Origin of the sequence: Pseudoalteromonas sp. CnMc7-15 (assembly GCF_022347925.1) — a bacterium.
In the GTDB taxonomy this organism is placed as follows: Bacteria; Pseudomonadota; Gammaproteobacteria; order Enterobacterales; family Alteromonadaceae; genus Pseudoalteromonas; species Pseudoalteromonas ruthenica.
In genome coordinates this window covers 374,281-398,106 of sequence record NZ_JAKRFT010000001.1, presented here as the reverse complement: position 1 = coordinate 398,106, position 23,826 = coordinate 374,281, and the positions used below count along the sequence as shown (strand labels likewise).

25 protein-coding genes are annotated in these 23,826 nt (G+C 47.6%); 13 read left to right on the top strand and 12 right to left on the bottom strand.

What is annotated here, in order from left to right; genetic code table 11:
* Positions 1 to 56: 56 nt before the first annotated feature.
* A complete protein-coding gene (locus MHM95_RS01800) occupies positions 57 to 1,634 on the bottom strand; it encodes a peptide MFS transporter (RefSeq protein WP_022946566.1) in 1,578 nt (525 codons plus the stop codon).
* Between the two features lie 177 nt (positions 1,635 to 1,811).
* Positions 1,812 to 2,612, bottom strand: a complete 801-nt coding sequence (locus MHM95_RS01795) for a UDP-2,3-diacylglucosamine diphosphatase (protein WP_022946567.1) — start codon at positions 2,610 to 2,612, stop codon at positions 1,812 to 1,814.
* Between the two features lie 328 nt (positions 2,613 to 2,940).
* On the opposite strand from MHM95_RS01795, the gene MHM95_RS01790 reads away from it, so the two are divergent.
* Positions 2,941 to 3,177, top strand: a complete 237-nt coding sequence (locus tag MHM95_RS01790) for a DUF333 domain-containing protein (protein ID WP_138547342.1) — start codon at positions 2,941 to 2,943, stop codon at positions 3,175 to 3,177.
* Positions 3,178 to 3,211: 34 nt separating this feature from the next.
* On the opposite strand, the gene MHM95_RS01785 is transcribed toward MHM95_RS01790, so the two are convergent.
* The 5 genes from MHM95_RS01785 to MHM95_RS01765 all read right to left on the bottom strand — a co-directional run bounded on the left by MHM95_RS01785 (position 3,212) and on the right by MHM95_RS01765 (position 8,892).
* On the bottom strand, positions 3,212 to 4,939 hold the full coding sequence (locus MHM95_RS01785; RefSeq protein ID WP_239384037.1) for a proline--tRNA ligase: 1,728 nt from the start codon (positions 4,937 to 4,939) through the stop codon (positions 3,212 to 3,214).
* Between the two features lie 75 nt (positions 4,940 to 5,014).
* Positions 5,015 to 5,722 (bottom strand): tRNA (N6-threonylcarbamoyladenosine(37)-N6)-methyltransferase TrmO, encoded by a 708-nt coding sequence (gene tsaA / locus MHM95_RS01780; protein ID WP_239384036.1) that lies wholly within the window; start codon positions 5,720 to 5,722, stop codon positions 5,015 to 5,017.
* A gap of 104 nt (positions 5,723 to 5,826) precedes the next feature.
* Positions 5,827 to 6,423, bottom strand: coding sequence for an outer membrane beta-barrel protein (locus MHM95_RS01775; RefSeq protein ID WP_045978324.1), 597 nt, complete (start codon positions 6,421 to 6,423; stop codon positions 5,827 to 5,829).
* A gap of 249 nt (positions 6,424 to 6,672) precedes the next feature.
* Positions 6,673 to 7,140: an acyl-CoA thioesterase gene (locus MHM95_RS01770; protein ID WP_022946572.1), complete on the bottom strand. Its 468-nt coding sequence runs from the start codon at positions 7,138 to 7,140 to the stop codon at positions 6,673 to 6,675.
* 105 nt (positions 7,141 to 7,245) lie between these two features.
* Positions 7,246 to 8,892: an electron transfer flavoprotein-ubiquinone oxidoreductase gene (locus tag MHM95_RS01765; protein ID WP_239384035.1), complete on the bottom strand. Its 1,647-nt coding sequence runs from the start codon at positions 8,890 to 8,892 to the stop codon at positions 7,246 to 7,248.
* Positions 8,893 to 9,123: 231 nt separating this feature from the next.
* On the opposite strand from MHM95_RS01765, the gene MHM95_RS01760 reads away from it, so the two are divergent.
* Together MHM95_RS01760 and MHM95_RS01755 are read left to right on the top strand one after the other, a co-directional pair.
* Positions 9,124 to 9,876, top strand: a complete 753-nt coding sequence (locus MHM95_RS01760) for an electron transfer flavoprotein subunit beta/FixA family protein (protein WP_239384034.1) — start codon at positions 9,124 to 9,126, stop codon at positions 9,874 to 9,876.
* A complete protein-coding gene (locus MHM95_RS01755) occupies positions 9,873 to 10,799 on the top strand; it encodes an FAD-binding protein (protein ID WP_045978322.1) in 927 nt (308 codons plus the stop codon). The genes MHM95_RS01760 and MHM95_RS01755 overlap by 4 nt, the downstream gene beginning before the upstream one ends.
* Positions 10,800 to 10,938: 139 nt before the next feature.
* Here MHM95_RS01755 and asnS read toward each other — a convergent pair whose 3' ends face one another.
* Entirely contained in the window at positions 10,939 to 12,336 is a 1,398-nt protein-coding gene (asnS, locus tag MHM95_RS01750; RefSeq protein ID WP_151172680.1) for an asparagine--tRNA ligase, read from the bottom strand.
* A 550-nt stretch (positions 12,337 to 12,886) separates the two neighbouring features.
* On the opposite strand from asnS, the gene MHM95_RS01745 reads away from it, so the two are divergent.
* Together MHM95_RS01745 and MHM95_RS01740 are read left to right on the top strand one after the other, a co-directional pair.
* Positions 12,887 to 13,318 (top strand): ATP-binding protein, encoded by a 432-nt coding sequence (locus MHM95_RS01745; RefSeq protein WP_022946577.1) that lies wholly within the window; start codon positions 12,887 to 12,889, stop codon positions 13,316 to 13,318.
* 22 nt (positions 13,319 to 13,340) lie between these two features.
* Positions 13,341 to 13,847, top strand: coding sequence for a phosphate-starvation-inducible PsiE family protein (locus MHM95_RS01740; protein ID WP_045978320.1), 507 nt, complete (start codon positions 13,341 to 13,343; stop codon positions 13,845 to 13,847).
* 41 nt (positions 13,848 to 13,888) lie between these two features.
* On the opposite strand, the gene MHM95_RS01735 is transcribed toward MHM95_RS01740, so the two are convergent.
* Positions 13,889 to 15,226: a lysine 2,3-aminomutase gene (locus tag MHM95_RS01735; RefSeq protein WP_022946578.1), complete on the bottom strand. Its 1,338-nt coding sequence runs from the start codon at positions 15,224 to 15,226 to the stop codon at positions 13,889 to 13,891.
* A 239-nt stretch (positions 15,227 to 15,465) separates the two neighbouring features.
* Positions 15,466 to 16,758: an adenosylmethionine--8-amino-7-oxononanoate transaminase gene (bioA, locus tag MHM95_RS01730; RefSeq protein WP_239384033.1), complete on the bottom strand. Its 1,293-nt coding sequence runs from the start codon at positions 16,756 to 16,758 to the stop codon at positions 15,466 to 15,468.
* A gap of 97 nt (positions 16,759 to 16,855) precedes the next feature.
* On the opposite strand from bioA, the gene bioB reads away from it, so the two are divergent.
* From bioB to htpX, 5 genes are all read left to right on the top strand, one after another.
* On the top strand, positions 16,856 to 17,899 hold the full coding sequence (gene bioB, locus MHM95_RS01725) for a biotin synthase BioB (RefSeq protein ID WP_053910476.1): 1,044 nt from the start codon (positions 16,856 to 16,858) through the stop codon (positions 17,897 to 17,899).
* Positions 17,899 to 19,020 carry an 8-amino-7-oxononanoate synthase gene (locus tag MHM95_RS01720; RefSeq protein WP_239384032.1) on the top strand — a complete coding sequence of 374 codons (1,122 nt, stop codon included), beginning with the start codon at positions 17,899 to 17,901 and terminating at the stop codon, positions 19,018 to 19,020. Before bioB ends, MHM95_RS01720 begins: the two co-directional genes overlap by 1 nt.
* Positions 19,017 to 19,772 (top strand): methyltransferase domain-containing protein, encoded by a 756-nt coding sequence (locus tag MHM95_RS01715; protein ID WP_239384031.1) that lies wholly within the window; start codon positions 19,017 to 19,019, stop codon positions 19,770 to 19,772. The genes MHM95_RS01720 and MHM95_RS01715 overlap by 4 nt, the downstream gene beginning before the upstream one ends.
* Positions 19,769 to 20,449, top strand: coding sequence for a dethiobiotin synthase (gene bioD / locus MHM95_RS01710; RefSeq protein WP_239384030.1), 681 nt, complete (start codon positions 19,769 to 19,771; stop codon positions 20,447 to 20,449). Before MHM95_RS01715 ends, bioD begins: the two co-directional genes overlap by 4 nt.
* Before the next feature lie 157 nt (positions 20,450 to 20,606).
* A complete protein-coding gene (gene htpX / locus MHM95_RS01705) occupies positions 20,607 to 21,476 on the top strand; it encodes a protease HtpX (RefSeq protein ID WP_239384029.1) in 870 nt (289 codons plus the stop codon).
* Positions 21,477 to 21,539: 63 nt separating this feature from the next.
* Here htpX and MHM95_RS01700 read toward each other — a convergent pair whose 3' ends face one another.
* A complete protein-coding gene (locus tag MHM95_RS01700) occupies positions 21,540 to 21,743 on the bottom strand; it encodes a hypothetical protein (RefSeq protein ID WP_022946585.1) in 204 nt (67 codons plus the stop codon).
* An 85-nt stretch (positions 21,744 to 21,828) separates the two neighbouring features.
* Here MHM95_RS01700 and MHM95_RS01695 point away from each other — a divergent pair, with 85 nt between their 5' ends.
* Entirely contained in the window at positions 21,829 to 22,347 is a 519-nt protein-coding gene (locus MHM95_RS01695) for a GNAT family N-acetyltransferase (protein WP_268837975.1), read from the top strand.
* Positions 22,348 to 22,353: 6 nt separating this feature from the next.
* Here MHM95_RS01695 and MHM95_RS01690 read toward each other — a convergent pair whose 3' ends face one another.
* Positions 22,354 to 22,890, bottom strand: coding sequence for a TetR/AcrR family transcriptional regulator (locus tag MHM95_RS01690; protein ID WP_239384028.1), 537 nt, complete (start codon positions 22,888 to 22,890; stop codon positions 22,354 to 22,356).
* Positions 22,891 to 22,972: 82 nt separating this feature from the next.
* Between MHM95_RS01690 and MHM95_RS01685 the strand changes: the two genes are divergently transcribed.
* On the top strand, positions 22,973 to 23,161 hold the full coding sequence (locus tag MHM95_RS01685) for a hypothetical protein (RefSeq protein WP_151172694.1): 189 nt from the start codon (positions 22,973 to 22,975) through the stop codon (positions 23,159 to 23,161).
* A gap of 173 nt (positions 23,162 to 23,334) precedes the next feature.
* Entirely contained in the window at positions 23,335 to 23,817 is a 483-nt protein-coding gene (gene purE / locus MHM95_RS01680; protein ID WP_022946589.1) for a 5-(carboxyamino)imidazole ribonucleotide mutase, read from the top strand.
* The last annotated feature ends 9 nt before the right edge of the window (positions 23,818 to 23,826 follow it).

Sequence of the window (23,826 nt, the reverse complement as noted above, 5' to 3'; positions counted from 1 at the left end):
GTGGTGTTGAAATAAAAACGGCCCTATTAAGGGCCGTTGGCAGTCGTGATTTAGTATTAAATCTTTTGTTCTGCAGGTTGTTCGCTTGGGTTCGGTTCAGGAACTTCTGGGGCATTTTGGCCCGCACGCTCCCAATACTTCGCTTTGAAGTTAAACAATACCAAGATAATACCTACACCAATACTGAACAAGGCTATTTGCATGTACAGGCCAGGGATTTCTTGAACGTTTTCTGGGTCAAAGCTACCAGCTAGTAAGCCAGAGATAATATTACCAATGGAGTAGGTAAGAACAAATACGCCCATCATTTGGCCCACATAACGTGCTGGCGACAAGCGGCTTACCGCACTGAGTGCGACTGGGCTTAGGCATAGCTCACCTACTGTATGTAGGAAGTAAGTGGTAATAAGCCAATAAGGTGCGACTTTCAGGCCATCAGCAGCATATTGCGCGGCAAAGAACATGACTAAAAAGCCGGTTGCCATAATGATAAGACCCACGGCACATTTAACGCTGTACGATGGCGTGATCATACGCTTGGCAAGGTTAATCCACAGTGCTGCAAAAAATGGCGACAATATAATGATGAAAAATGAGTTCGCTGACTGGAACCATGCTGTTGGGATCTCAAAAGAACCAAGCATACGGTCGGTGTAGTCGCGAGCGAATAAGTTCAACGATGAACCAGCCTGTTCGAACCCTGACCAAAAACACGCTGAGGCCACACAGACTAAGAATAGTGCCCACATGCGCTGCTTTTCATCGTCTGTTAGCTCACCTAAAAAGTAGATGTAGCCAAAGTAAATGAAAAAGGTGATGGTAAAGACGATGGCTACCGAGCCCGCTAAAGCGACCGGGTCAATGACCAACCAACCATTGTGTGCAGCGTAAACAGTCAGTGCGACCATCGCAATTGATGCGCCAATGACAGTCCAAGCAAGCGATGCGCCCTTGGTCGACAGTGGGTTTGCTGGCTTATCATTGATGCCGCGAATGCTGCCTTGAGTCAGGCGGTACTGCACTAAACCGATGGCCATTCCCACGGCTGCTGCACCAAAGGCCCAGTGCCAACCGACATTTTCCATAAAGTAGCCACATACACCGTAGCCAATCATAGAGCCGAGGTTGATGCCCATGTAATAAATTGCATAGCCACTGTCGCGACGCTCATCTTCGGTTTTATACAGCTGACCTACCATGGCACTGATGTTTGGTTTTAATAAACCGGTGCCGGTAGCAACAAATATTAAGCCGATAAAGAACGAACTAGGGTGGGGAATTGCGAGGATAATATGGCCGATCATAATAACGATACCGCCATACCAGACAGTTCGCTGACCGCCTAACAGGCGATCTGAGATCCAACCACCGGGTAAGCCAAGGAAGTAGACTGCACCGGTATAGAGGCCGTAAATTGCCGCAGCAGACGCTACCGTGAAGGCCAAACCTTCCTCTTGCAGCGATGCGGTCATAAACAGCACTAACATGGCACGCATGCCGTAGTAACTCATGCGCTCCCACATTTCTGTGAAAAACAGGGTTTGTAACCCTTTGGGATGACCGAAAAAGGCGGTATCCAATTTTGAATCCCCAGCCGCCGAAGTCGGTGGCGTGGGTATCTGCTCATCAGACATAGATTCACTTCCATTATTGTCGTTATAGTGAGCAGTTATTAGTACGTGAAATAAGCTCAATATGCAACCAAATCGCGCCTTACAGAGGCTAGATGGTTAGATTTATAGCAATAGCTGTGAATAAATTAATCAACCTTGGGCGTGTCGTTGAATAATGCCTACAGCCATGTAATGAATTTATGCTGCCTTGCTATTCACTTCGCTTAACGGGTTTGAAGCCATCACATGCTGAGTGTCTGACCAGTGCAAAAGCTCAATACGGCCCTGATGATTCTCTACCAAGGCGCTACAGTTCTCTATCCAGTCGCCATCGTTACAGTAAATAATACCATCACTGACACGTAGCTTGGGTTGGTGAATATGACCACAGACAATGCCGTCATAGCCTCGGCGCTTGGCCTCGTGAATGGCCGCATCTTCAAATGCAGTAATCGCTTGTTGGGCCTTGTGTACACGAGATTTTAACCACGCTGCTAAAGACCAATAGCGGCCACCAAAAAGGCGGCGTACTCGATTATGCCAGCGATTTAAAAACAGCAAAAAGTCATAGGCGGCGTCGCCGATAATACTGATCAGTTTGCTGTAACGCGTTGCAGAATCAAAGTCATCACCGTGCAAGATAACAAAGCGCTTACCATTACCTGTGGTATGCACAAACTGCCGGTGTACTTCCACGCCCATGAGCAGCTCTTTATCATACTTACGAAAGGTCTCATCGTGATTACCTGGTACGTAAATGACCCGTGTGCCTGCTTTTACTTTCTCCTGCAGTGCTTGTAGTACATGGTAGTGACTGGAATGCCAAAAGAACCGCCTTTTCATTGACCATAAATCAATAATATCGCCCACTAAATAAAGTGTATCGCACTGAATATGGGCTAAAAAGTCGAGTAAATAGTCGGCTTTACAATCTTTGCAACCTAAATGAATATCAGAGATAAATACGGCCGGGTAATGGGTGGTTTTACGTTGTTTCATAATGGTGTGACTCGCAGCGTAATAATAGCGAGGCTAGAGCGTAGCGATGACAAAAAAAAGACTAAAAAAAGAACAATCCGTGACAACTATCGGATCTGCTTGTCTAACGGTATGAGCCTGATTATTATTGCGACCTTCAGCCAGCCTTGGTGAGCAAGTGCTGGGAGACAATGAGCCAATATGACAGCAAAGCAATGATTTGTTCGCTTTAACAGGCTTTACGCTTTGCCAAGAACCGGTCATTTTGGCGATGTTTTAGCAGTGCCTCGTCGACCATAAAAGTTGGGTGTAACGAGGATAAACGCGTAAAGCGTAATAGGAGAGCAACATGAAGTATCGTTTAGCTGGGCTGTGTATCGTGTTAACAGCTGCGCTTAGCGGTTGCCAAGACGAGCCATTAACGCAACAACTGCCTGTGGATATGAGTAATCCCGCTGCAAAATTCTGTGTTGATCAGGGCGGGCAATACCTTGTTGAGCAGCAGCCCCAAGGCAAGAGCAGCTTTTGTGTATTGGATAACGGATCAAAAATTGACGCGTGGGAGTTTTTCCGCAAATACCAGTAATAAAAAAGCCAGTCTCTCGACTGGCTTTTTTCGTTTATGCTTTAGCAAGCTCGGCAACAATGGCGGCTACCGCACCATCAATATCCAGCAACTGCTTTTCACCTGTACGGCGGTTTTTAAGCTCTACCTGATCGTTATCGAGGTTACGCTCACCAATCACTAAGGTCAGTGGCACACCCAGTAGTTCCATATCGTTAAACATGACCCCAGGACGCTCTTTGCGGTCGTCAAAGAGTACATCAACGCCAGCTTGTTGCAATTCGCTGTAAAAGCGCTCAGCAATATCAGGGATACGATGTGACTTGTGCATATTCATGGGCACGATAGCCAGTTCGTACGGAGCGATATTTTTCGGCCAAATAATGCCGTATTTATCATTGTTTTGCTCGATGGCAGCGGCAACGATACGGGATACACCAATACCGTAACAGCCCATAGTCATGGTCTGGTTTTTACCACTTTCTGCCAATACTCCGGCTTTCATAGCCTCGGAATACTTGGTGCCAAGCTGGAAGATATGACCAACTTCAATCCCTCGTTTAATACTCAGAGTACCGTTACCACAAGGGCTCGGATCGCCATCAACCACGTTACGAATATCCGCAACTTGGTAGTCATTGACGTCGCGATCCCAGTTGATGCCACTGAAGTGAACATTATCTTCGTTGGCACCGGCGACAAAATTCGCCATCACCGCCGCTGAGCGGTCAACAATAATCGCTGTATTTAAGCCAACAGGGCCTAAAGAGCCAGGACGAGCGCCTACTGTTTTAACAATGTCCGCTTCGCTCGCCATTTCCAGTGGTGCCTGCACGCCTTCAAGCTTCTCTGCTTTGAGTTCGTTGAGCTCATGATCGCCACGCAGTACTAAAGCAACCAGTGGGCGTTGCTCTTGCTCGTCAGCTTCGCCGTAAACAAATAAAGTTTTCACACCACGGTGCGGCTTAACGCCGTAATGCTCTTTAAGTTCAGCAATGGTTTTTGCTTTCGGGGTGTCGAACTTTTGCAATTCTTTGCTGGGCTCAGGACGGGCTTCGTTCGGGGCTTTTGCCTCTGCCTTTTCGATATTTGCGGCATAATCACTGCCATCACTGAAGGCGATAGCATCTTCACCAGATTCGGCCAATACGTGAAATTCATGAGACAAATTACCACCAATGGAACCGGTGTCTGCAAGAACTGGGCGGTAATCTAAGCCTAAACGGTCGAAAATATTGCAATATGCTTGGTGTAGCTTTTCATACGTTTGCGCTAAACACTCGTCACTTAGGTGGAACGAGTAAGCGTCTTTCATGACGAACTCGCGCGAGCGCATGATGCCAAAACGAGGACGAATTTCATCGCGCACTTTGGTCTGTACTTGGTATAAGGTGATTGGCAGCTGTTTGTAGCTACTAATTTCTTTACGTACGCAATCAGTGATCACTTCTTCGTGGGTAGGTCCTAACGCAAAAGGGCGTTTATGACGGTCTTCAATACGCAAAAGCTCAGGACCATATTGTTCCCAACGGCCCGACTCCTGCCACAACTCAGCAGGTTGAATGATGGGCATGAGCATCTCAATGGCGCCAGCCTTATTCATTTCCTCACGAACAATGTTTTCAACTTTTTTCAGCACTTTAACGCCGGAAGGCAGCCAAGTGTATAGGCCGGAGGCGAGTTTGCGGATCATGCCCGCACGAAGCATGAGCTGGTGGCTCACCACCTCGGCATCTGAGGGCGTCTCTTTCAGGGTCGCAAGTAAATACTGACTGGTACGCATGAATATTCCGTTTTTTATTTAATGATTAATAGGTAAGAGCGCTAGTTTAGCAGCGCTCGGGCGCAGGGCAAAGCGCTAAAGCGGGCAAATTTCGAGAACATGATTGTGCTCACCGTCTACTTGCCAGCGAATATTAAAATCATACAAGGTCATGCCGTAGTGCTGCACCCCTGCCTGACTCTTTTTATACGCTGGCCGTGGGTCTTGCTGAAGCACTTGAGTGATAAATTGCTCAAGCACTAAAGCAGGGTCGCTGTTGTCGATAACACTTTGTGCTTGTTCAGAAAAACTGACACTCATCTGGGTGTGCGGCCGGGTATCGGCAAAGCCAGCACTGGCATCCATCATGGCATCGGAATAAGGCAGATAGGGTTTGATATCAATAATCGGGGTGCCATCGAGTAAGTCGATTCCCCCTAAACGAAGACTAAGCTGCCCGTGTAGGTAATTCACACCGAGCAATTCGACTGCGCTCATGCCAATGGCGTTGGGACGGAATGTCGCTCGCGTAGCGAACACACCTTTGCGAGCGTTTCCGCCTAAGCGAGGAGGGCGAACTAACGGTGAATAGCCTTTATCAGCCGTTTCATGAAAACGAAACAACAGCCATAGGTGGCTAAACTCCTCAATACCACGCACAAACTCCTCTCTGTTAAATTCATCGGTAAAGATAAGATCAGCGCGCGCCGCGCTAACTAGCCGAGGTTGTCGCGGGATAGCAAACTTTTGTTTATACGGAGAGCGAATATGGCCAATGGCGGTGATTTGATACTGGGACGACACAATGTTTTACACAGCGAATTAAGGTGAGCGCAGTGTAGTCATGGCACCGGGTAAAAACAAGGGGCACAGGGCCCCTTGTACAAGTAGGGAAAGTGCTGGGCTAATTAGAATAGGTATTCAACCGATACAGACGCAACGTCCATTTCGGGGTCAATTTGTTCGTCTAGTTCATAACGCTCGTACTCAAGGTTGAAGCGTACTTGCTCTGTCATCGCAAACTGTACGCCGGCGCCGTAAAATACATCGCCACCATCGGCCTGCGTGGTGGCAATGGTTAGGTCATCAAGTTGCGCACGTAGGTCTGCATCCCATTCTAGCCAACCGGCGGTGGCGTAAACTTTGAAACGCTCACTAACAGGCAGAGCGAGTTTGGTTGATAGCGAAACACCATCTAGTTCTGCTTGTTGGTCGATATCAGACACTTCATCAAAATTGTGATAGCCGAGCTCGAAACTCCAATAATCATTGAGCTGTGTGCCCACGTAAGCTTCAAGCATACCGGCATCGTCATCAAATTCAGTATCTAGGTCATCATTGTCGAACTCAAATGAGTATTGGCCGTAACCGATACCGGTGTAGAAACGAGGGTTCACTTCACTGCTTGGTTCATAACTTGAAGGGGCCGCCATCGCTGTGGTTGTCGTTAAAGCCATAGCTAAAGCGCAAAGGGAAAAGCGAGCAGTTTTATTAGTGTGTTTCATCTTGATTCTCCATTTTGCTAGTTCATGCCTAACAAAGCAGAGGCCATGCCAAGAGTCTTAAAACAACTAAAATTAGGTGTTTTATTAATATATAATTCAGTTAGTTACAGAAAAGCGCAGGGTTGTTTACAAAGCCTTAAGGAGTGTAACGCGCGGCTGTTTTGTATGGACCTGAAAAAGGTGTAAAATTTTCCGGTAAATGTCAAAATTACACCCTGAATGGAACCTAACTAATTGATTAATAGTCGATTAACAGGTCTTCTGTAAAAGTGTTTCAGTTTCGATGGCTATCTCTTTCATTTTAATCGCATACGCCTCTAGGCGCTTCTGCTCTTCTGTTTTTGCCTTAAAGCATGGCACCTCTACTGGGTAGCCGGCTTGGTCCATAGCGACAAAGCTGATCACGCAGTGGTTAGTTTCGACCATGTGTTGCGTCTTGGGGTCGCCACAGCGTACTTGTATAAATATTTGCATACTGGTTTTACCGGTATGCGCAATAGAGGCGTTAACTTCAACTAATTGACCCACTAACACTGGCCGGCGAAATTTTACTCCGGCCACAGATACCGTGACACAGTAATGACCGCTCCAACCTGCGGCACAGGCATAGCCAGCTTGATCTATCCATTTCATGACGACTCCGCCGTGGACCTTACCACCGAAATTGACATCGGTAGGCTCGGCTAAAAATCGAAAAGTAACCGTATCTTGACTCATAGAGCTCCCCAAATATGCTCGACCTGTTACAGCAAGTGTAGTGTATATAAATAAAAAAGGGGCTTACGCCCCAGTTGCAACTTAGGATAAAGTACTTAATAACAACTACATATTAGGGTAGTTAGGACCACCCGCTCCCTCTGGGGTGACCCAGGTGATGTTTTGGCTAGGATCTTTGATATCACAGGTTTTACAGTGCACACAGTTTTGCGCATTGATCACAAATTTTGCCTCACCTTCACTGTCATCCACTTCGTAAACCCCAGCTGGGCAGTAGCGCTGTGCTGGTTCATCAAAGCGTGGCAAATTAACCGTAATAGGTATCGCAGCATCCTTTAATTGTAAGTGACACGGCTGAGACTCTTCGTGATTGGTGTTAGACAAAAAGACCGATGAGAGTTTGTCAAAACTAAGCTCACCATCTGGCTTTGGGTAGTCAATTTTCGGTGCTTGTGAGCTGCTCAGTAGGGTCGCGTAATCAGGGGTGTTGTCCTTAAAGGTAAAAGGCAGCTTTCCTGCGAATAGGTTTTGGTCCAGTGTGTTGTACGCGCCCCCGAAGAACTTACCCAATTTGTGCATCGCCGGCCCAAAATTGCGTGAGCGGTAAAGCTCATCATACACCCAAGAAGATTCAAAACGCTGCGCAAAGTCCGCCAAATCAGTGTGTTGATCACCGCCTTTTATTGCCGCGAAAATACTTTCGGCTGCCAACATACCGGATTTCATTGCGGTGTGATTGCCTTTGATTTTGGCAAAATTCAGCGTACCTGCGTCACAGCCTACGAGTAGGCCGCCCGGGAAGTGCATTTTCGGTAGCGAATGTAACCCGCCTTTGGCTATAGCACGCGCGCCGTAGGCTAAGCGTTTACCGCCTTTGAGCACATCGGCGAATACAGGATGATGTTTCATTCGCTGAAATTCATCAAAAGGACTTAAGTGCGGGTTGGTGTAGTTAAGGTCGACAATGAGGCCCACCACCACTTGTTTATCCTCGCAGTGGTACATAAATGCGCCGCCATTGGTATCTCCACTAAGCGGCCACCCAGTGCCATGAACCACTTTTCCTTGTTGATGTTGCTGTGCATCTACTTGCCAGATTTCTTTAAAACCAAGACCGTAGTGTTGCACAGAGCGGTCTTTATCAAGGGCAAATTGATTGATCAATTGTTTACCCAAGTGGCCTCGGCAGCCCTCTGCGAAAATGGTGTATTTTGCTCTGAGCTCCATCCCCGGCATAAACCCAGGCTTTTCATTGCCCTCTTTATCGCGACCCATATCACCGGTAATGATGCCTTTGACGCTGTCGTCTTCAATAAGTAGTTCGTGCGCGGAAAAACCAGGGAAAATTTCGACTCCTAATTGTTCTGCTTGCTCGGCTAAAAAACGACAAACGTTGCCCATAGAGACGATATAGTTGCCATTATTATGAAATGTTTTGGGCACCATAAAGTGGGGCAGGGATTTAGCTTTTTGCTCATCACTGAACCATAAAATTTCGTCTTCGGTGACTTGGGTATGCAGTGGCGCGCCTAACTCCTGCCAATTAGGGAGTAGCTCATCGAGTGCGCGAGTTTCGAAAACGGCACCGGAGAGCACATGAGCACCTACTTCAGAGCCTTTTTCAACCACGCAAATCATCAATTCTTGTTGTTGTTCTTGTGCTAATTGCGCAAGCTTAATGGCGCTAGCAAGGCCGCTGGGCCCTGCACCGACGATGACCACGTCAAATTCCATGGTTTCGCGTTCTACCATAATGATCCCCTGCTTTATATGACGGTATAAGGTGTTACGAAATGCAAATTAATCGTTACACAAAAGGTTATTGTCCAAGGTTATTTTAGGTTGACGTTTACGTCAACAGGAAGTAGTCTGATTTCATCAAATAAATAAGTTTACGTTAACGTCAGATGTGGGCGTGTCAGTAGTAACCGCGCAGGTTATAGCCACTTTAAAACGTCCACTCGCGTGTCAACAGGAGCAAATATGAAAGTATTAGTGCCCATCAAACGTGTCATCGACTACAACGTCAAAGTACGCGTAAAGGCAGATAACAGCGATGTCGATTTGGCGAATGTGAAAATGGCGATGAACCCATTTTGCGAAATCGCCATAGAAGAAGCTATTCGCCTAAAAGAATCAGGTAAGGCAACGGAAGTGGTTGCTGTGACTATTGGTGATAAGTCATCGCAAGAGCAGTTGCGCACTGCACTGGCACTGGGTGCAGATAGCGCTATTCATATAGAAAGTGATGAGAAGCTAGACTCACTGCATGTGGCAAAACTACTCGACAAATTAATTGATGAGCAGCAACCCGATCTGGTTATCTTAGGGAAGCAAAGTATCGATTCGGACAATAACCAGACTGGGCAAATGCTGGCTGCGCTGCGCGGATGGGGGCAGGGCACATTTGCCTCAAAAGTGGATATTAACGATGGCAAAGTGAACGTGACGCGCGAGGTTGATGGTGGCTTACAAACTGTAGCGCTCACGCTTCCTGCGATTGTCACGACTGATTTGCGTCTCAACGAGCCCCGTTATGCATCATTGCCTAACATTATGAAAGCAAAACGCAAACCTTTAGATGTGAAAAGCGCTGCGGATATGGGCGTCGACCTTGCTGCGCGAATGCAGTTAGTGAGCGTGGAAGAGCCCGCTCAGCGTCAAGGTGGTGAAATCGTTGAAGACGTTGAAACCTTAGTGAACAAGTTAAGAAATGAAGCAAAGGTGGTGTCATGAAAGCATTAGTGGTAGCTGAGCACGAGTACGGTGAACTAAAGCCTGAAACCGCGAAGACATTAAGCGCGGCGCACAAAGTAGGCGCTGATATTGACGTGTTGCTGGTTGGTGAGAACCTGAATGACGCGGCTGAACAGGCTAGTAAGCTCAGCGGTGTAAGCCGTGTGTTGGTTGCTGATAGCAGTGACTATGCACACCAACTAGCTGAAAACACCGCTGATTTAATTGTGAGCCTAGCGGGTGATTACAGCCATCTATTTGCCAGTGCGACGACCACCGGCAAAAACATTATGCCACGGGTTGCAGCGCTATTAGATAAAGCGCAAGTATCGGACATTATTGATGTTATCGACGCTGATACGTTCAAACGCCCGATTTATGCTGGTAACGCCATTGCGACGGTGAAGTCACTTGAGTCTGTGCACGTTATTACTGTGCGTGCCAGTGCCTTTGATGCAGTGAGCAGCGACGGCAGTGCTAGCATCGAAAAGATTGACAATAGCATGGCCTCAACGAACAGTGAGTTTGTCTCTAAAGAGCAAACTGAGTCTGAACGCCCTGAATTAACCGCTGCTGATGTGGTTATTTCCGGCGGCCGAGGTATGCAAAATGGTGAAAACTTCAAACTGTTAGAAGGTATTGCCGATAAGCTCGGTGCGGCTATTGGCGCATCACGCGCTGCGGTAGACGCGGGCTTTGTGCCGAACGATATGCAAGTAGGGCAAACCGGCAAAATTGTCGCTCCTGATTTGTACATAGCCGTGGGTATCAGTGGTGCCATCCAGCATTTGGCAGGTATGAAAGACTCAAAGGTTATTGTAGCTATCAACAAAGACCCAGAAGCACCGATTTTCCAAGTGGCTGACTATGGGTTAGTGGCTGATTTATTCGATGTTCTACCTGAGTTAGAAGCCAAGCTTTAAAGCGCAACTAGTTTACAAAAAGCCCGCGACTGTTTTTGTGTTGTGGGCTTTTTTGTAGGTAATGTTGTTTCAAGAGCTTAGGCGCAAATAAAAACCCGCTACGTGAGCGGGTTTTTGATGTCTATAGCGTGCGCCGTTATTAGTAAGTAGCGCTGCCTTTAGTGCGTGGGAAGGCAATCACGTCACGGACATTGCCCATACCGGTCACGTAAGCGACTAAACGTTCAAAACCTAAACCAAAGCCTGAGTGAGGCACCGTGCCGTAGCGGCGTAAGTCGCGATACCAGCTATAGTCTTCTTTGTTTAAGCCCATTTCCTCTAAACGAGCATCAAGCACATCTAAACGTTCTTCACGCTGAGAGCCACCGATGATCTCGCCAATGCCTGGGGCAACGACATCCATCGCTGCCACCGTCTTGCCGTCTTCGTTCTGGCGCATGTAGAAGGCTTTGATATCGCGCGGGTAGTTTTTGATAACTACAGGCGCTTTGAAGTGCTCTTCAGCCAGATAACGCTCATGTTCAGACTGTAAATCCACGCCCCACTCAACAGCGTATTCAAACTGCTTACCGCACGCCTTAAGAATCTCGATAGCGTCGGTGTAATCAACCTGCGCAAAGTCCTTGCTGACGAATTCTTCAAGACGACTAATGGCTGTCTTCTCGATACGTTGTGCGAAGAATTCCATGTCATCACGACGCTCTTCCAATACCGCTGCGAATACATACTTGAGCATGTCCTCGGCAAGTTTGGCGATGTCGTTCAAATCGGCAAAAGCCACTTCCGGCTCGACCATCCAGAACTCTGCAAGGTGGCGCGAAGTGTTAGAGTTTTCAGCACGGAAGGTTGGGCCAAAGGTGTAGATCTTTGACATTGCGCTGGCATAGGTTTCACCGTTGAGCTGGCCTGATACCGTTAAAAATGCTTCTTTACCGAAAAAGTCTTCGCTGTAGTCAATATCGCCCTTATCAGTGCGTGGTAGGTTCTGCATATCCAATGTCGACACTCGGAACATTTCACCAGCACCTTCGCAGTCACTGGCGGTAATGATGGGAGTGCTGATCCACATGTAGCCACGCTCATGGAAAAAGCGGTGGATAGCCTGCGATAAGCAGTTACGAACACGGGTAACAGCGCCAATCACGTTGGTGCGTGGACGCAGGTGGGCGTGCTCACGTAAGTACTCAATACTATGGCGCTTTGCTGCCATAGGGTAAGTGTCAGGGTTTTCTACCCAGCCAATTACTTCAACGCTGTCCGCTTGAATTTCAAAGGCCTGACCTTTACCGGCTGACGCTACGAGCTTACCGGTTACGCTTACCGAGCAGCCGGCCGTTAAACGCGTTACTTCATCATAATTATTGAGCGAATTAGGCACTACAGCTTGGATAGGATCAAAACTCGAACCGTCATGAACGGCTAGAAACGAAATACCTGCTTTAGAATCGCGACGTGTGCGCACCCAACCTTTAATGTTGACCTGGGTGTCCACGGCAACGGCGCCTTTTAATAGCTCGGCGATTGCTGTATGGCTCATTTTCACTCCAATGATTACTATTGCCCACTGTGCTGCACCTTGGCAGCAGCAGTATTATGATGAAAGTTAAGAGGCCTATCTTAACCGTGATTTAGGGAGAAAAAAACTGCCAATTGCCTCAATCAGGGCAGAAATACGTAAAAGCGTAGAAAATATCACCTAAACTAATCATATATAACTTATTATCGAGACGCTTTAGCATGTTGAGGGGAGATAAACCGGGCCCTTTTCGATTAGTCGCTTGGTGTGCAGGTGTAGGCTGGGTGCTTTTTGTTGTGGTATTAGTATTGATTCACTACGCTCGCCCTGATGTAGATTACGGCATATTACGTTATTTCGACGTGCCCATTCGCGAGCATTGGCTCTTAAAACCGAAAAATAGTGCCTTAATCATGCTAATGCTGTGTGGTCTTTGCTGCGTTTGTGGCATTATAAGGGCAAGAAATATAAATAAAATGATGCATCTGGCTGCACTTTCGCTTATTGCTTTAGCGTTTTTGTGTGTCAGCTTTACCCTTGCAATCTTAAGTTAAAACGCAGTGAGTAGTTAATGAAACAAGCTTTTATCCTACGCGGCTTGCCAGGTAGTGGTAAAACCCACTATGCGCAGAGCCTTGCCGACGACCTCGTTGCCGGCGATGCTAGCCAATACTTTATTTGCAGTACCGACGATTTCTTCGTGCAAGATGGCCACTATCAATTTGATAAGCACAAGTTACCTGAATATCACAATCTTAATTTAGCCCGTTATATTAAAGCGCTCGCGGAGGGCATTCCGTTAGTGATTGTTGATAACACCAATATCAAAAAGTGGGAATTTATCGCCTACATTGAAGCCGCGCATGCGCTCGGTTATCAAGTCAAAGAGGTGATCGTTGGCGAGGTAAAAGACAAAGCAATGCAACACCTATATGCTCAGCGCAACACCCACAAAGTAGCGCTGCGGACGATAGCGAAAATGGCCTATCAATTTGAGTGGTAATTGACCATATCAAGGAGCATTCATGAGTAACAAGCAAGTAGAGCATGACACCCAAAAACCTAAACTAGCGCATGAGCTCCACCAAGAACTTCCCGTTGATCATCCCGATGCGTTTTTTCGCATGCTACACAAAGTGATTCGCTTTGCTATTTGTGTTTTAGCCCTGTGTATGGTGGCAGTTATACTCTGGGGGGTGGGTGATGTTATGTACATTATCTACGAGCGATTAATGCAGCCACCTTACTTTTTACTAGATGTCAATGACATCTTTTATACCTTTGGTGGCTTTATGGCTGTGTTGATAGCGGTGGAAATATTTATCAACATTAGGATGTATCTAGGCAGCAACGTGTTTCCTGTCAAGCTTGTCGTCGCGACTGCTTTGATGGCTATCGCTCGTAAAGTGATCATCCTTGATTTTGATACCCTCACCCCGCTTTACCTGATAGGTATCGCCGCCACAACTTTAGCGCTGGGGATAACCTACTGGCTTTTGGGCAAAGCGCCCAATGATGATTATGACCATTAGATGGATATTGATAAAAAACCGCCTCAAGGGCGGTTTTTTTATTACATGGCGTTGTATTCGTCTTCCCAGAAGAACTTTTCTTCGCCAAATGCCGGCTTTAAGTCATTAAGCCACGTGGCGTTTTCGTCATACTTGGCAAAGAAAGGACGCTGCACCCAATCTGGGTTGCGAGCTTGAATAAAGCGCAGTACGAAGACCTTTTCACCGGCAATCTCGCTGACACCAGATACTTCCACTTTACCTGGACCTGCACTCATAGATGGGCCGCGCACGGTGCGACTGACGCCGGATACCTGTTTATAAGCCTCGCGGAAGGTTTCCCAGGTTTTATACAGGGGTAATTCAAAGTACCGCTTGGCCCCGGTATCACGTTCAATAAACATGTAGTACGGGATCATCCCTAGCTGCGTTTGCTCTTTCCACATTTCCGCCCACATATTAGGGTCGGTATTAATGTTATTAAGGAGTGGTGCTTGAGTACGGATTTGCGCGCCAGTTTTACGCAATAGGGCAATCGCTTCACGTGTAGCGGCGGTGCGCAGCTCTTGCTTATGGTTTATGTGAGCCATAATAGAAACGTGCTTACCCGCATCCACAAGCTCTTTAATCAAGGCCAGTAAGTCTTGCGCATCGGGATCGGTTAAATAACGGAATGGCCAGAAGGTCAGTGACTTGGTGCCGATACGGATGGTGCGAATATGGTCAAATTCGGGATCTTTAAGCTTTTCAAGATAGCCACGAAGTTTAACGGTACGCATCACCATTGGGTCGCCGCCGGTTACGAGTAGATCGGTAACCTCTTTGTGCTCACGCAGATAGTTATGCAGTAAGTCCGCATCGTTGTTATTGAATCGTGTCGCTTTACCAACAAACTGCGCCCAGCGGAAGCAGAAAGTACAGTAAGAGTGACAATATTGTCCTTGTGCTGGAAAGAATAACACGGTTTCTTTGTATTTGTGTTGAATGCCTTCAACGCGCTCACCATCGAGCTCGGGCACATTCTTTTCCATTTGCCCGGCAGGGTGCGGGTTCAGCTTGTTACGGATCTGTTGTGCCAGTTCCATTACCTGTTCAGCGGTTGGGTCCGTTCTATGCAGCGCAGCCATTTGCTCGTACGACTCGTCATCTAACATACCACGCTGAGGGAACGTAAGTTGGAATACCGGATCATTGGGAACTTTATCCCAATCAATCAATTCTTCAATTACAAAGTTATTTACGCGGAATGGGAATACACTGGCCACGACCTTCATCTCAAAGCGCATATGCTCTGGTAGTTGGTGTAGGGCTTCAATTTTATCAATTTGACGGTGTTGATACACGGTAAACCTAGGCGGGACAAAGGTTTCCGCTGGCTGTATTTGAACGGTTTGCTGCATATATTTTCACTTGCTAGTTGAAAAGGTTGGTACTCTAACAAAAAGGTCAAGCCAATTCCTAGTCCTAAGTGCGAATATAATTGCGCTGTAACACGCAAAGAGCGGCCTTTGGCGCGCCCAAGCAGGTATAAAATTGCTACGCAGTGAAACTAATTGTTCAGTGAAAAGTAAGTTAACTCTTTGAGCTGGTTATAAACTGTGGTGATTCCCAGCTCAAAGAGGCAACAGTCACCACCTCATTAGTAGTGACCCTGAGCGATGGCATCGTATATTGCTGTGGCTAAGCGCTGAATGTCGCTTTTGCTGCTAACGAAAGGCGGCATAAGATAAATCAATTTACCAAAGGGGCGGATCCATACTCCTTGGCTGACAAAGAACTGCTGTATCTTGGCGACATCCACAGCACTATTGAGCTCAACTACACCAATGGCGCCAAGGCGGCGTACATCAACCACGGCGGCTAATTCGCGGCAGCGTTCTAAGGCACCAAGCCAATGATGAATATCGTTTATTTGCCCTTGCCAATTATTATCGAGCAACAATTCGAGACTTTTGTTGGCCACGGCGCAGGCCAGCGGGTTGCCCATAAAGGTGGGGCCGTGCATCAAAACGCCTGCTTCGCCTTCGCAAATACCGCGTGCTACATGATTCGTGGTCAGTGTCGCGGCTAGGGTCATATAGCCACCGGTAAGAGCTTTACCCACACACATAATGTCTGGAGTTATATCGGCATGTTCAACAGCGAACAAGGTACCGGTGCGGCCAAAGCCAGTGGCAATTTCGTCGCAAATAAGCAATATTTCATAGCGGTCGCATAACTTTCGCACGGTTTTTAAATAGTCGGGATGATAAAAGTTCATACCGCCGGCATTTTGGACAATCGGCTCAATGATAAAAGCCGCCACTTCATGATGATGTTTATCAAAGTACTGCTCTAGGGTGTGCGCCTCTTCTGCGTCAAAGCGTTCATGAAAACGGCTACGGGGTGGCGGCACAAAGATTTGTTCGGGTAAAAATCCGCGATACATACTGTGCATTGAGTTGACCGGGTCGCACACACTCATAGCGGCAAAGGTATCGCCGTGATAGCCCTTTTGCGGGGTCATAAGTTTATGCTTTTGTTTATGGCCTTGGCTATACCAATATTGCACTGCCATTTTTATCGCCACTTCCACACTTACTGAGCCGCCATCGGCAAGAAACACCTTGTCGAGCGCTTTGGGGGTCATCGCCACTAACTTTTTACACAGTTCAACTGCTGGCGCGTGAGTGATACCGCCAAACATAACATGGCTCATATTGTTGCTTTGGCTTTGCAGCGTTTCATTTAACTGGGGGTGATTGTAGCCGTGCAGGGCACTCCACCATGATGCCATACCATCAATTAAGGCTTCGCCACTTTGTAGATAAATGCGGGTCCCCTCAGCATGGGTAACGGGGTAATTGGGAAGAGGGTTGAGCATTGATGTGTAGGGGTGCCAAATGTGCTCACGATCAAACTCAGTGTCGATATGTGTATAATTATTGCTCATAGGTAAACTTCAAATGTCATTGCAGCGTTGACAATACTAAGGCAACTCTTAGACTGATACAAAATTAAATTCTACCGTCGATAATAAAGAGAACTCTATGGAACAGGCCGAAATCCGTCATAACTGGACGCACGAACAAGTTAAAGCCCTTTTTGACATGCCATTTAATGATTTGCTGTTCAAAGCGGCAAGCATTCACCGTCAACACTTTAACCCCAACGAAGTGCAAATTTCGACTTTATTATCGATTAAAACCGGCGCCTGCCCAGAAGATTGTAAATATTGCCCTCAGTCAGGGCACTATAAAACCGACCTCGAGCGTGAACGCTTGATGGAAGTAGAAAAAGTGGTTGAGCAAGCAAGGGCAGCCAAGTCAAAAGGTGCGACCCGTTTTTGCATGGGCGCAGCATGGTCAGACCCTAAAGACCGCGATATGCCCTACATTGAGCGCATGGTCCGAGAAGTAAAAGAGCTGGGTTTAGAAACCTGTATGACACTGGGCAAGCTCGATAACGATAAAGCCAAGCAGCTGCGCGGGGCGGGGTTAGACTACTATAACCATAACCTCGATACTTCTCCTGAATACTATGAGCAGATTATCACCACGCGCACTTACCAAGACCGTTTAGACACACTGGATCATGTGCGTGATGCCGGCATGAAGGTATGCTCCGGTGGCATTATCGGCATGGGAGAGCAGGCTTCTGATCGCTATGGCCTATTGATCCAGCTGGCAAACTTGCCTAAGCAACCGGAAAGTGTGCCGATTAATATGCTGGTTAAGGTCAAGGGCACGCCTTTAGAAAACGTCGATGATTTAGACCAGTTCGAATTCATTCGCACCATTGCTGTGGCGCGTATCATGATGCCGAAAAGCTACGTGCGTTTATCAGCAGGGCGCACGGCAATGAATGAGCAGATGCAAAGCATGTGTTTCTTTGCCGGGGCAAATTCCATCTTCTATGGTGACAAACTGCTGACCACCGATAACCCTGAAGCCGATGCCGATATGAACCTTATTCGCAAACTGGGGATGCGCCCAGAGCAGGCTCAGGATTACTCAGATGAGGCCTATGAAGCGTCATTGAGTTCAGCTATCGCTGATAAGAAAACCTCTGAGCTGTTTTACGAAGCACCCTAATGGCGTTTGAATACATTGATAATGTGCTCGAGGGTGCCAAAGAGCAGCACTTACTGCGCCAGCGCGTGGTAGTCGATGACATTTGTGCGCGCACCTTGGCCGTGGATGGTCGACGCTATTTAAATTTTGCGTCCAATGACTATCTTGCCTTAGGCGATCGGCCGCTGCCGCCATTGAAAGGGCGCAGTGGCGGGCACAGTTCGCCGTTGGTTACTGGTTACAGTCGTGAGCAAGCAGAGCTGGAGCAACGTTTTTGTGCACTTTATGGCTTTGAGTCAGCGCTGCTGTTTGCCAGCGGTTTTAGTGCTAATGCCAGTGTGCTAAAAGCCTTGTTTGCTCAAGCCCGTGAAGGCTTGATTGTGCAAGACAAACTGAATCATGCTAGTTTAGTCGATGGCGGCCTTGCGGCAAACGCACAGATGCAGCGCTTTAATCACAATAATATGGCGCATCTGGATGCGCGCTTGGGTAAATCCAAAGCTCACCATAAACTGGTAGTAAGCGAGGGCGTGTTCTCAATGGATGGAGACTGCGCGCCGCTTGAACAGCTACGCAGTCAGTGTGAGAAGCACCGGGCCTGGTTAATGCTTGATGATGCCCATGGGTTTGGGGTACTCGGTGGAGGCAAAGGCAGCGCTGCGGTGCTTAAGCCTGATATTTTAGTGCTCACCTTTGGTAAAGCGCTGGCTGCCAACGGGGCTATCGTACTAGCTAGCAACAAGGTCATCGATTTGCTGCTGCAAAGTAATCGCGATTACACCTATTCCACGGCACTGTCCGCTTTGCAATGTGAGGTGATTGACGAGCGACTAACGCAGTTGTTGGCGGCCGACGCCGAGCGCCAACATTTATCTGCACTGATTGATTACTTTAAAAGCCAATGTGCGGCGGCTCATTTAGCACTGATGCCCTCAGATACACCGATACAGCCGTTGATCGTCTGCGATAGTGAATCAGCGTTGGTGATGCAAAATCAACTTCGTGAAAAAGGCATATGGCTGAGTGCCATACGACCGCCCACTGTGGCCCACAATACTGCGCGTTTGCGTATCACCTTAACGGCGGCTCATACTGAGCAAGATATCGACACCTTAGTCAGCGCCTTGGAGCAATGCCGATGAGTGCGGCATTAAAACTTACTACCCAGCGGCAATTCTCCAAAGCGGCAACGAATTATCAGCAGCATGCGCGAGTGCAAGCCGCGAGCAGTACAGTTTTGTTAGACCACATTGGCGCCAGACATTTGGGTGTATGTTTAGACTTAGGCGCGGGTCCCGGCGTGAATAGCCATGCGCTCAGTGTCAGGGCACAGCAGTTAGTGTCCCTTGATTTATCAGAATCCATGCTACAGTGTGCACGAACCTTAGGTGGCGATGACAATCATGTGGTGTGCGCAGATATGGACACGCTACCAATACACAGTGCAGCGATAGACACCGTCTTTAGTAACTTTGCGATGCAATGGTCTGCTGATTTAGCTGCCTTACTTTGCGAGTTACACCGTATTTTAACGGCGAATGGGCGGGCATATATTGCTGTGGTGAGCGAAGGCTCCCTTGAGGAAGTGAAAGCTGCTTTTGCCACGGCAGGGGTGCCAGCCATTAACCAATTTATACGTGTTGGCGATTTGACCATAGCAGCAAAGCAGGCTGGGTTTAAGGTACAATGGCAGCATCAAGCAAGGCTACTTGATCGCTTTGACAGTGCTAAACAGGCGTTAAAAAGCTTATCGGCTATTGGTGCCAATAGCTGTGAGCATGGCCACCGTCACTTATCGAAAAATCAGTATATGCAGATTCTCAAGCATTTGCAGGGATCGCAGCCGGGCGTGGAGTTAAGCTACAACGTCGCATTTTTGGAGCTCATTAAATGAAACAATTTTTTGTTACCGCAACCGATACCGATGCAGGTAAAACCCATGTTACCAGCTTGCTACTGAAACTCGCTGTACAGCATAAAAAGAAGGCGGCCGGGTTTAAGCCCATCGCCGCAGGTGCTGAGGAGGCGTTTGGCCGACTGGTCAATACCGATGCACTGACACTCATCGAAAGCGGCAACACCAATGTGCTCTATGAGCAAGTAAATCCGTTTATTTTTGCGCCACCGATTGCACCTCATATTGCCGCTGCGCAGCAAGGTGAACATATTAGCGTTAGCAAGTTACGCAGCGCATACGACGAGTTTAAAAGTTGCGGTGCCGATATTCTCATTACCGAAGGCGCCGGAGGTTGGCTATTACCCATTAATGACACGGAGCTGTTAAGTGATTGGGTGCTTGCTGAGCAGCTGCCAGTCATTTTAGTGGTGGGTATGAAACTCGGTTGCCTCAACCATGCATTGTTAACGATGGAAGTGCTGGCGCATCAAGGTGTACACGTCGCTGGGTGGATAGCCAACCAAGTGGATCCACAGATGCAGGAATACGATGCCAATTTAGCCACTTTGAAAGCAAGGCTGCCAGCCCCATATCTCGGAGAAAGCCCTTATACCGGGCACACACCAAAGCTAAAAATCCACCGCGCTCTAATGGAGCTATTCGAGTTAGGTTAAGGTTACAGTTGCTTACAAATCCGTTTGCCGAAATAACTTGATACCGTAAACATCTGCCTATATATATTGAGCATAACGCGTCGATAGGGTGACGCTATCCATTATGGATCACTCGATGATCCCTAATGAATAATCTTACCCGTTGGAGAAATGTAGTATGAAACGTGTTGTGCTCTTTTTATTGACCAACCTTGCCGTTATGTTAGTGCTAGGTGTGGTGTTATCTATCGTATTCTCAGTGCTGGGGATATCAAGTCGCAGTATGGGGGGGATCCTCATCATCGCCGCTGTGTTTGGTTTTGGTGGCTCCTTTATCTCATTGTTGATGTCTAAGTGGATAGCTAAACGCTCTACTGGCGCATATGTTATTGAGCAGCCGCGCTCCGGTACCGAGCAGTGGCTGGTAAACACGGTTGCCGAGCAAGCGCGTCAACGTGGTATCAACATGCCAGAGGTCGCTATTTACGACAGCCCAGAAATCAATGCTTTTGCTACTGGACCATCGAAAAACAACGCGTTAGTCGCGGTAAGCAGTGGCTTGCTTCACAACATGAGCCAAGAAGAAGCCGAAGCGGTACTCGCTCATGAAGTCTCTCATGTGGCCAATGGCGACATGGTGACATTGACGTTGATTCAAGGAGTCGTGAATACCTTCGTTATCTTCTTTGCTAAGATATTGGCTGGTATCGTTGATAATTTCCTCAATGGCGATGAGGAGCAAAGTGGGCCAAGCTGGACTTATTTTATATTCGACATGGTGTTTCAGGTGTTATTTGGCATACTCGCTTCCGTGGTCGTTGCTTACTTCAGCCGCAAACGTGAATTTGCCGCAGACAGAGGCGCAGCCGAGTTAGTGGGCGCACATAAAATGCGTGCTGCACTAGAGCGCTTAAAAGGCAACCATGAGTCACAGCTGGAAGGCTCAATGATGGCCTTTGGTATCGCACCAGGGCGCTCTATTGGTGAGCTATTTGCTTCACACCCGCCATTGGATGCGCGAATTCATGCACTGTCAACACAAAGCTAACGGCTGTTGTGGAACTAAAAAAAGCGCACTTAAGAGTGCGCTTTTTTGTTTTCAGTTAAGCAATTACGCGCTTTGTTGCTGGCGTTGCTGCTGGTTGGGGATCAACTCTTCAACCACCTCTTTGGCGCTTAGGGTGTAGCGGACACCATCAAACATCACCGAGACGAACTCCTCAATGCCAGTGATCCCTGTTAACGTCCAGCCTTCGCCGCGTTTAGGGCAGTACACCGTGGTAGTAGGAGGAACCATAATAAAATCATCAGCCATGGGGGTTTTTAACTTCTAGTGCTTGCTCTTGAGCATAGTTTAAGGCAATAATTCGCTAACTCAAGCCCGATATACTCTTACTGCTATGAATCGCTGCCCATCTCGCGGGCTTAGTTTACGTCCCATAGGCCACAAAGATGCGCCGGCAATGTTTGCTATTCTCTCGCAGCCTTTGGTTTTTCGCTTTAATGATTATTTACCACCGAAAACTAAAACTGAGGTGCGTAGTATGATTCAAGCGGACATTGAACTACTTCTAAAAGGGCAAGGCGTGCGCTTTGCTATCATTCACCAGCACCAGGTCATTGGTAGCTGCGGCTTGTATAATATCGCCCAAGGTTGCGCGGAGCTCGGCTTTGAACTTCATCCTCAGCATTGGGGTAAAGGTTATATGCAAGCAGCAATAGCTTTGCTATTAGCCGAATACGGCCGCTATATTGATAAGCCGCTCACACGTATCCAAGCACGAGTGATGGTCGAAAATCACCGCAGTATTAACACGCTTACCCGTGCAGGCTTCAAACCAAGTAGCGCGCAACTCTATAGTTTAGCGTTACCGGCCTGTACACTCGATGTTGCCGAGCAACTCAATCAAGCAAGTTAATCCTGATTAGAGTAGGGCGAGCTTGGCACTTAAGCGACGCACCATAGCATTAGCGTTAGGGGCTGGCTGATTTAAACCTTCTATCAAAGTCATAAAGTAACAGTCCATCATGGCTGCGGCGCGCACCTCGTCATACTGGGGAGCCGATGCAAATAACAACGCTTTAAATTGCTGTATTTGCTCATCGAAAAACTGTCCTTGCCAAATCAAACTCTGTAGTAGGGTCTTACTGAATTCCACATGCTGCAAATAAAACGCATACAGGTGAGCGGCATAGTGGCGCATTTTCAGTTTTGGCTGCTGATGGTCGTCACTGCGTTGGGCATCAGCGATGACGTTATCAATCTGCGCAATCATTAACACCTTGAGCAACTCATCTTTATTCGCAAAATGGCTAAACAAGGTGCCATTTGCTATCCCTGCTGCCTTGGCAATATCACGTGTTGACGTGCTCTCAAACCCTTTGGCAATAAACAGCTCCCACGCGGTTTGGCAGATCCGTGTTCGTGTTTGCAGTTTTTTAGGCGTCAATTGGTTACTCAAAACAAACCCTTTTGCTTGATATTGAGCGCGCTCAATTATTATAATGAGCATGCTCATTTTTATAAGTTGATGGAAAACTACAATGGAATCAGTCGTTAATATAGTATCACGGATAATCGGTTATGTGTTATTTGTGCCCTTTATATGCTTTTACAGCTATGTTTTAGGACCGGTGCTAAAGGCGGTGCTCATCCCCGGAGGGGTGGTGGTTTTGGCATTGATAATAGGGCCTGCTAAGGCATGGCGAGTTTGGAAAGCAGCGAATGGATAACTTTGTTCATTGCCTCTAGCAACAAAACTTAGCCATGCTTTTTATCGGGCTTTTTAGTATAATGCGCGACAATTTTTGCGGTGAAAGAGAATCACTGCGGCGCTAACCCCCCTTGATGCTTGGTCATCATACGGCGTAATTTACATTTATATCGTTCATACTGAGGAGTGGCAATGAAAGTAGGAATTATTATGGGCTCAAAGTCAGACTGGCCCACCATGCAACATGCGGCGGACATGCTGGATAAATTCGGTGTCGAGTATGAAACCAAAGTGGTTTCTGCGCATCGCACTCCTCAACTTTTAGCTGATTATGCCAGCTCAGCTGCTGAGCGTGGTATTAAAGTGATCATCGCCGGTGCTGGCGGGGCTGCGCATTTACCGGGTATGGCGGCCGCTTTTACCTCGCTACCGGTATTGGGCGTGCCAGTAAAATCGAAAGCGCTCAATGGTGTTGACTCGTTATTATCAATCTGCCAAATGCCAAAAGGTGTGGCGGTAGGTACTTTAGCTATTGGTGATGCCGGTGCCGCTAATGCGGGACTGTTGGCAGCGCAAATCTTGGGCTGTCAGCAACCAGAGCTACTGGCGAAAATTGACCAATTTCGTGCCGAGCAGACAGAGACTGTTTTAGCTAACCCTAACCCAGCTGAATAAGCGAGTTGT